The sequence below is a fragment of the Streptomyces sp. NPDC002809 genome (assembly GCF_040295435.1).
Lineage (GTDB): Bacteria > Actinomycetota > Actinomycetes > Streptomycetales > Streptomycetaceae > Streptomyces.
In genome coordinates this window covers 1-8298 of record NZ_JBEOVJ010000149.1, presented here as the reverse complement: position 1 = coordinate 8298, position 8298 = coordinate 1, and the positions used below count along the sequence as shown (strand labels likewise).

Annotated in this window: 7 protein-coding genes; 3 read left to right on the top strand and 4 right to left on the bottom strand. The window is 70.4% G+C overall.

Annotation, left to right across the window (positions count from 1 at the left end; genetic code table 11):
• From ABT025_RS38870 to ABT025_RS38855, 4 genes are all read right to left on the bottom strand, one after another.
• Positions 1–283: GTP-binding protein (locus ABT025_RS38870; RefSeq protein WP_351003482.1), on the bottom strand; the 283-nt coding region annotated here is incomplete at its 3' end.
• Positions 264–671: a DUF742 domain-containing protein gene (locus ABT025_RS38865; RefSeq protein ID WP_148021032.1), complete on the bottom strand. Its 408-nt coding sequence runs from the start codon at positions 669–671 to the stop codon at positions 264–266. The genes ABT025_RS38870 and ABT025_RS38865, both read right to left, overlap by 20 nt.
• A 133-nt stretch (positions 672–804) precedes the next feature.
• Entirely contained in the window at positions 805–1218 is a 414-nt protein-coding gene (locus ABT025_RS38860) for a roadblock/LC7 domain-containing protein (protein ID WP_006127850.1), read from the bottom strand.
• 9 nt (positions 1219–1227) lie between these two features.
• Complete coding sequence (locus tag ABT025_RS38855) at positions 1228–4956, bottom strand: nitrate- and nitrite sensing domain-containing protein (RefSeq protein ID WP_351003480.1); 3729 nt, start codon at positions 4954–4956, stop codon at positions 1228–1230.
• Between the two features lie 579 nt (positions 4957–5535).
• On the opposite strand from ABT025_RS38855, the gene ABT025_RS38850 reads away from it, so the two are divergent.
• From ABT025_RS38850 to gltX, 3 genes are all read left to right on the top strand, one after another.
• Positions 5536–5721: a hypothetical protein gene (locus ABT025_RS38850; protein ID WP_351003478.1), complete on the top strand. Its 186-nt coding sequence runs from the start codon at positions 5536–5538 to the stop codon at positions 5719–5721.
• A 285-nt stretch (positions 5722–6006) separates the two neighbouring features.
• Entirely contained in the window at positions 6007–6783 is a 777-nt protein-coding gene (locus ABT025_RS38845; protein ID WP_351003476.1) for a fumarylacetoacetate hydrolase family protein, read from the top strand.
• Positions 6776–8248 (top strand): glutamate--tRNA ligase, encoded by a 1473-nt coding sequence (gene gltX / locus ABT025_RS38840; protein ID WP_351003474.1) that lies wholly within the window; start codon positions 6776–6778, stop codon positions 8246–8248. Before ABT025_RS38845 ends, gltX begins: the two co-directional genes overlap by 8 nt.
• Positions 8249–8298 lie beyond the last annotated feature (50 nt).

The window sequence follows — 8298 nt, the reverse complement described above, 5'->3', positions numbered from 1 at the left end:
AGCGGTCCTGTCCGGGTGTACCGAAGAGGTACAGGATCAGGTCCTGGTCCAGGGTGATGCGGCCGAAGTCCATGGCCACCGTCGTGGTGGTCTTGCCGCCGGTGTGCGTCAGGTCGTCGATGCCCGCGGAGGCGGACGTCATCACGGCTTCGGTGCGCAGCGGATTGATCTCCGAAACGGCACCGACAAACGTGGTCTTACCCACGCCGAATCCGCCCGCCACCACGATCTTCGCCGAGGTGGTGGCCCGGGCTGCACCGCCACTAGAGCTTGCGAAGTCCACTGAGCACCCTTTCGAGCAGTGTCACATCCGGCGCGCCGCCGGCCTCTCCGTTGCCCGGCTGGTGGATGGCCACCATGCCGGCTTCCGCCAGGTCCGCGACGAGAATCCGGGCCACACCGAGCGGCATCGACAGCAGGGCCGACACCTCCGCCACCGACTTGACCTCACGGCAGAGGTGGCAGATCCGCTGGTGCTCGGGGAGCAGGGTCCCCAGATGCGCCGGGTCGGCCGTGGTGCTGACCAGCGCCTCTATCGCGAGTTGGTAGCGCGGTCGGGTCCGGCCGCCTGTCATGGCGTACGGACGAACCAGCGGCTGGTCGCCTTCACCTTCGTACGACGCGCGGTTCAACGCGCCGTACGGATCGGGTGAGGCGGGTGGCGGGGTCATGAATCCTCCGGGCGTGACAGCAGGGCGTCGACTTGCCGTCTGAAGGGGCCGGTGGGGGGCTGTAAGCGGCCGGACGGGCGAGAGATGAGTGCGGTACCTGGGCTAATCGTCTGTGTCACCGATTCACGGCCGCCTAGTGGAGCAGGCTGCCCTGGAGCTCGGCGCGGAGGTCCGGGGTCAGGACGGTGCCCGCCCGGTCCACCAGCAGAGCCATTTCGTAGCCGACCAGACCGATGTCGGCGTCCGGATGGGCCAGTACGGCCAGTGAGGAGCCGTCCGAGATGGACATCAGGAAGAGGAATCCGCGTTCCATCTCCACCACGGTCTGGCTGACGGCGCCGCCCTCGAAGATCCGGGAGGCACCCGCGGTCAGCGAGGTCAGACCGGAGGCGACAGCCGCCAGCTGGTCCGCACGGTCGCGCGGGAAACCTTCGGACATCGCCAGCAGCAGGCCGTCTGCGGAGACCACCACCGTGTGCGACACCCCAGGGGTGTTGTCCACGAAGTTGGTGATCAACCAGTTCAGATTCTGCGCGGCCTGACTCATCGGGCTCAACTAACGCTCCTGCTGGTGAGTGGGGCCGAGTGGGAAACTGCCGGTCGACGGGCCGTTGTTGGCCTGACGTCCCTGCTGGATGCCCCGGCGGAGATTGGTCAGCCGCCCGCGCACATCATCGGGCGCACGCGACACCTGGGGACCGGACTGATGGTTCTGCTGCTGGGCGGTACCCGGCACCAGATTGGCACGCGGGACCCGGCGCGGCAGACCGGACGTGGTAATTCCGCCTGCTGCGGGCTTCTTCACCCGCTCCGCCTGCCGGACGAGTTCGTCGTTCGGTGAGGCGCGCCAGGAACTTGTGGTGCCGCTGGTGTCACCGGCACCGCGGAGCGGTGCGGCGGGAGCGGGACGCTCCTCGGCGGGCTGCTGGGGGAATCCGGGTGCCTGCGGCGCTGCGGGCGGCTGCTGGCCACCCTGCTGCGGACCGTGGAACCAGTTCGTCTCCAGCGTGTCGTAAAGCGGGGTGCGGCCGTCGCCGGGACCGGCCGGCGGCAGCGCCTCGGGCTGCTGCTGCTGCTGCTGCGGCAGGACCGGCCGGTATTCCCCGCCCGGAGCCGGCGGGACGGGCGGACGCGGGGCACCGAAGTCCCCGTTGTCGCGGTCACGCTGGCGGGGCGCGGGCTGACCCTGAGCCTGTGCGGGCTGGCCGAAGTCCGGGCGGGCGAACTGCGCGGTGCTCGCCGGGTCCGGCGTCTGCGGCGCGGGCGGCTGCTGCGGAGCCGGTGCCGAGAAGTCCGGGCGGGCGAACTCGGCGGTCGAGCCGGGACCCTGCTGGCTGTTCATCGGCGGACGCGGGCTGAGCGGAGGCGGGTTCAGCGGCCGCTGGAACTGGCCGGTGGACTCGGGCTCCTCATGACCGCGGGGTGCGTCGAGCGGGGAGTGCCGCGGCGCGGCCGCATCCTCGTTGCTGCCCCAGCTGGTGGTCTGCGGGCGCTGCGGCTGGGGGTTGCCACCCGGCAGCTCCGCGCGCGGACCGCCGACCGGCGGCAGCTGACGGTCGTTCTGACCGGGCCCACCGGGCTGCTGGAAGCCGCCACCCTGATTCTGCCGGGATTGCGGGGAGTGCCTGCCGGGACCGTTCTGCTCCGGACGCTTCTGGTCGAACAGACTGGGCTGGCCCGAGTCGGTACGGCCGTCGCCCTGGCCGCGGGCGCCCAGCCGGGCACCGCCGCCGAAGGCACCGGAGAGCCCGCCGCCCTGACGCGGCGGCTCCTGGCGCGAGGAGTCCGGCTGCCGGCCCTGCGGACCGGTGCCGGAGAGCCCGGTGTTCTGGAAGCCGGAGTTCTGCTGGCTGCCGGGCTGGCCCGGACCCTGCTGGTTCTGGCCGCGGCCTGAGCCGTCGCGGGCCGGCAGCGCCGCCCGCGGACCGGAGCCCGCGCCGACCTGGCCCCGCGTGGCACCCGGACCTGCGGGGAGCCGGCCGCCCGGGGCCGACGGAGCGGCGTCGAGACCGGTACGGGGCGCGTTGCCGCCGGCCAGGAGCCCGCCGGGGGCGCCGCCGTTGCCGCCGGCGAGCAGACCGCCCGGAGCGGGGGACTGCTGACCCGGGGCCTGCTTCGGAACCGGCTGCTTGCCGCCGTGCGCGACGTCGACCGGGAGCATGACCAGTGCGGTCGTACCACCCGAGTCGGAGGGGCGCAGCTGGATTCGGATGCCGTGACGCAGGGACAGCCGGCCGACCACGAACAGACCCATGCGGCGGGAGACCGAGACGTCCACGGTGGGCGGCGAGGCGAGCCGCTCGTTGATCGCCGCCAGGTCCTCGGGGGAGAGGCCGATGCCCGTGTCGTGGATCTCGACGAGCACCCGGCCGTCGGGCAGCGCGTGACCGGTGACCCGGACCTTCGTCTGCGGCGAGGAGAACGACGTGGCGTTCTCCAGCAGCTCGGCGAGGAGGTGCACGAGGTCGTTGACGACCCGGCCGGCGACCTCGGTGGCGGGCACCGCGGCCAGTTCGATGCGCTCGTACTGCTCCACCTCGGAGGCGGCGGCACGGAGCACGTCGACCAGCGGCACGGGACGGGTCCACCGGCGGCCCGGCTCCTCGCCCGCGAGGACGAGGAGGTTCTCACCGTTACGACGCATACGGGTCGCGAGGTGGTCGAGCTTGAAGAGGGAGGACAGCTGGTCCGGGTCGGCCTCGCGCGACTCCAGCTCGGAGATGAGCGAGAGCTGACGCTGGATGAGGCCCTGCGAACGGCGCGAGAGGTTGGTGAACATCGCGTTGACGTTGCCCCGGAGGAGGGCCTGCTCGGCGGCGAGGCGGACGGCCTCGCGGTGCACGTCGTCGAAGGCCGCGGCCACCTTGCCGATCTCGTCGCGGGAGTGCACACCGACCGATTCGACCGAGGTGTCCACGTCCTGCGGGTCGGCCTCGGAGAGCTGCTTGACGAGCTCGGGCAGCCGGTCCTGGGCGACGCGCGTCGCGGTGTCCTGCAGCCGTCGCAGCGAGCGGATCATGGACCGGGCGACGACGAAGGCGCCGACCAGCGAGACGCCGAGCACGAGCAGGATGAGCGCACCGGAGATGATCGCTTCGCGCTGCGACTCGTCGCGCAGCTCGCGCGCCTTGCCCTCCATGTCGCTGAGGAGCGTCTCCTCGATCTGCTTCATGGCCTGGATCTTGGTGGAGTCCTGGTCGTACCAGTCCATGTACGAGCGGCGCACGCCCGGGCCGCTCATGCCGTTCGCGTTGTCGAGCACCTTCTTGGCGTAGGTGTCGGCCGCCTTGATCTCGGGCTGGCCCTCGTCGAGCGTGGAGGTCAGCTCGTCGGCGCTCTTGCCCGTGGTCGTGTAGATCGCCTCGAAGGAGCGGCGGGCCGCGTCCTCCTTGCGCTGAGCGGCCAGACCGAACTGCTGGTCGTTGCGGTCGAGGTGCGGCTGCTTGTCGTTGCCGCCCGGCAGCGCGGCGGCGATGATCGCGCGCTGGACCGACGCGTACTCCTTGGCGGAGGAGAAGGCCGCCAGGGCGCGGGTCCGCTTGATCATCTCCGGGCTGCTGGTCGCCTGCGCCATGTCCTGGGAGAGGCTCAGCAGCGAGGTGATCAGCTGGCTGTAGGCGTCGACGGTCTGGAGACTCGGACTGTCCTTGGCATACGCCTGCTTGCGGATGTCGCGGATGGAGCCGAGCTGCGAGGCGATCTGCTGGACGCTGGAGTGGATGCTCTCCAGGGCCTCGTCACCGGTGGTGTCGCCGAGGTCGCTCGTCGCGGTGAGGAACGACTTCTTCGCCCGGTCGGTCTTCTTCCGCGGCTCCGTGACCTTGAAGTCGTCCGCGGGGACCCCGTTGGACAGCGGGCCTGCCGACCGGTCGCGCTCCTCCTGGAGCGCCTGGGCCAGCGAGGTCGCCTGCTTCGTCATCTTGGTCAGCAGCTGCATGTGCTCCAGCTGCTGGATGTCGTTCATGGAGTCGTTGATACGGAGACCACCCAGCGTGGTCGCGGCGACCACGGGGAGGGCGAGCAGGGAGACCAGACGCGTGCTGATGCGCCAGTTGCGAAGAGCTACGCGTGATCCCGTGTTGACCGGGCCGCGCGGCTTGAGCGCGGAGGCCGGGTCGGACCCGCCGCCCGCCGCCGCGCCGGGGCGCTGGGAGCGGTCGTTGTTGTCGCCGGCCGCGGCCGGTCCGGGGTTCTGGGCGTGCTGGGGCGAGGAACCGCGGTCGGTCCCGCCGCGCGGCTCCTGTTCCGCCGCAGCGCTGCCATCCCTCTTGAAACGTCCCTGCACTAGCGTCGCAACCTCTGGACCAGGCGTTCTCCCCCGTCATGGACGGAAGGAACGGTGTCGGCGTCGTGGGGCGTTGTTCCGCCCCATGGTGGTCGTGAGTGACCGGCGCTCTTCCCCTTCCCGCCGCCACTCGGCGCTGCGTTGCGCCCCTGCGCGCCGGCTTGAAACCGCGGCGGTGCGTGGAATTCCAGCACAGTGGCGGATCTCCAACAAGGGCCAGGTACCGGGCTGTGACCTGGGTGACACGTTGTGATGGCGGGGTAACAAGCCGTGGAGACCGTTCGGTGACATAACGGACGATTGCGGGTGAAGCAGGTGAGGGTGACTCGTGTCCCAGTCGACATGATCAGGAGCGGAATGGATCATTCAATGGTGCAATGTCCGTTTCTTCTGCCCGCACTTGTAGCCCGAATTGGTGGAATTGTCGGCCGCTTCGTGAGCAAACTCACAGGATGATCGCCGTCTCATCCGGGCTCCTGGAGGGAATCGGATGTTTAGCCTGGCGCTTTACAGGGACGGCAGAACCGACAACCGGCGCCCCTCCGGGTGGCGCCCCTACCGACAGGGTCCGTACGGCAGATGAAGACGACGATGATGTTCCGCAACATTGCCAACCCCCGGCGCACCACGCTGGCGCACCTCAAGGACGCCGAAGCGCTGCAGACGCCGGAGCGGCCGGAGCACGCAGTCGACCTGCCGACGCAGACGGCCAACCCTCGCCGCACGATCCTCATGGTCGCCCCCGCCGCCACCGCCGCGGAGTAGTACCGCACGGCCCGGCCCCTCACCCGCGCCGGCGGCTCGCCCGGCGAGGTCCGCCCCGTCGCGTGGCCGGCACGCGCGCTCGCGGCGTCGCCGAACGCCGACGTGGTTCCTTCCCCGGGCTCCCGGCTCCGTTCGGGCAGGGGGAGGAGCCGTCCGAGGCCGCTCGGGCGCCTTGCGACGGCACGCGCCGGACGACGCTCCTTCCGGGGCAAACCCCACTGGGCGAGGCGCTAGCCTGGAGCGTCAGTCTTCAGCTACCCAGCAAGTGAGGGGCGACAGCTTCCCGTGCGCATCGCCAGGTTCTCCATCGACGGCAATGTCGCCTTCGGCGCCGTCGAGGGCGACGGGCCCGATGGTCTCGTCCTCGACATCATCAAGGGCATCCCGTACGCCGACTTCGAGCTCTCCGGGACCAAGGTCCCGCTGAGCAAGGTCCGGCTGCTGCCGCCCGTGCTCCCCAACAAGGTCGTGGCCATCGGCCGCAACTACGCGGAGCACGCCGCGGAACTCGGCAACGAGGTCCCCGACGTCCCCGTCGCCTTCTTCAAGCCCACCACCTCGGTGATCGGCTCCGGCGACGCCATCGAGTACCCCTCCTTCTCCAACGAGCTGCACCACGAGGCCGAGCTGGCCGTGGTCATCGGCCGGATGTGCCGCGAGGTGCCGCGGGAGCGGGTCAAGGACGTCATCTTCGGCTACACCTGCGCCAACGACGTGACCGCCCGCGACGCCCAGAAGCGCGAGAAGCAGTGGGCCAGGGCCAAGGGCTTCGACACCTCCTGCCCGCTGGGCCCCTGGGTGGAGACGGACCTCGACCCCAGCGACATCGCCATCCAGGCCACGGTCAACGGCGAGCAACGCCAGCTGGGCCGGACGAGCGAGATGATCCGCTCCATCGAGGACCTGGTCGTCCACATCACGGAAGCGATGACGCTCCTCCCGGGCGATGTGATCCTCACCGGGACTCCCGCAGGGGTCGGACCCCTGCATGTCGGCGACGAGGTCGCCGTCACCATCGAAGGCATCGGCACTCTCACCAACAAGGTGATCAAGCGTGGTTAACGCAGCAGTCCGCGTACGTTTCTGTCCCTCCCCGACCGGCAACCCCCACGTGGGCCTGGTCCGGACAGCTCTCTTCAACTGGGCCTTCGCCCGGCACCACCAGGGCACCCTGGTCTTCCGCATCGAGGACACCGACGCGGCGCGCGACTCCGAGGAGTCGTACGACCAGCTCCTCGACGCGATGCGCTGGCTCGGCCTCGACTGGGACGAGGGCCCCGAGGTCGGCGGCCCGCACGCCCCGTACCGCCAGTCGCAGCGCATGGACATCTACAAGGACGTCGCCGAGAAGCTCCTCGCCGCCGGCCACGCGTACCACTGCTACTGCACCACCGAGGAGCTCGACGCCCGCCGCGACGCGGCCCGCGCCGCCGGCAAGCCGTCCGGCTACGACGGTCACTGCCGCGACCTGAGCGCGGAGCAGAAGGCCGCGTACGAGGCCGAGGGCCGCACGTCCATCGTCCGCTTCCGGATGCCCGACGAGGCCCTCACCTTCACCGACCTGGTCCGCGGCGACATCACCGTCCAGCCGGAGAACGTGCCGGACTACGGCATCGTCCGCGCCAACGGCGCCCCGCTCTACACGCTGGTCAACCCGGTCGACGACGCGCTGATGGAGATCACCCACGTCCTGCGCGGTGAGGACCTGCTCTCCTCCACCCCGCGCCAGATCGCGCTGTACGCGGCGCTCACCGAGCTGGGCATCGCCAAGCAGACCCCGGCGTTCGGTCACCTGCCGTACGTCATGGGCGAGGGCAACAAGAAGCTCTCCAAGCGCGACCCGCAGGCCTCGCTCAACCTCTACCGCGAGCGCGGCTTCCTGCGCGAGGGGCTGCTCAACTACCTCTCGCTGCTCGGCTGGTCGATCGCCGAGGACCGGGACATCTTCGACATCGACGAGATGGTCGCCGCGTTCGACATCAAGGACGTCAACGCCAACCCGGCCCGCTTCGACCTCAAGAAGTGCGAGCACATCAACGCCGAGCACATCCGCCGGCTCGATGTGAAGACCTTCACCGAGGCCTGCGGCCCCTGGCTGAAGGCTCCGTTCGCCCCCTGGGCCCCGGAGGCCTTCGACGCGGACGTGTTCGCCTCGATCGCCCCGCACGCCCAGACCCGGGTCACGGTGCTCTCCGAGATCACGGCCAACGTCGACTTCCTGTTCCTCGACGAGCCGGCGACCGACGAGGCGTCCTGGACCAAGGCGATGAAGGAGGGCTCCGACGCCCTGCTCGTGACGGCCCGCGCCAAGCTGATCGCCGCCGAGTGGAACGCGGACGACCTGAAGAACGCCATCCTCGCCGCCGGTGAGGAGCACGGCCTGAAGCTCGGCAAGGCGCAGGCCCCGGTCCGCGTCGCCGTCACCGGCCGCACGATCGGCCTGCCGCTCTTCGAGTCCCTGGAGATCCTGGGCCGCGAGAAGACGATCGCCCGCATCGACGCGGCGCTGGCGAAGCTGGCCGCGTAACGACGGCAGACGGACGGGCCCGGTAACCCCGGACCGCGGGTGGCGGGGCC